The organism is Idiomarina sp. Sol25 (assembly GCF_033052775.1).
GTDB lineage: Bacteria > Pseudomonadota > Gammaproteobacteria > Enterobacterales > Alteromonadaceae > Idiomarina.
Map to the genome: position 1 here is coordinate 1 of NZ_JAUPEW010000218.1, position 243 is coordinate 243.

The following is a 243-nucleotide window of genomic DNA, read 5'->3' on the forward strand; positions in this document are numbered from 1 at the left end:
TGACGATCATGCTGATCATGGGCACCAAGGAATCGGCGCGGCTCAACAACATCATGGTGGCGGTGAAGCTCTTCGTCGTCGTCGCCTTCATCGCGCTCGGCATCGCCTACATCAAGCCGGCCAACTGGCACCCCTTCATCCCGCAAAGCACCGGCGAGTTCGGCCATTACGGCTGGAGCGGCATCCTTCGCGGCTCGTCGGTCGTGTTCTTCGCCTTCATCGGCTTCGACGCCGTCTCGACGG

At 62.1% G+C, this 243-nt stretch carries 1 protein-coding gene; it reads left to right on the plus strand.

Annotation, left to right across the window (positions count from 1 at the left end; genetic code table 11):
* The coding region (locus Q5L94_RS14065) for an amino acid permease (protein ID WP_317498968.1) at positions 1-243 on the plus strand (243 nt) is incomplete at both ends.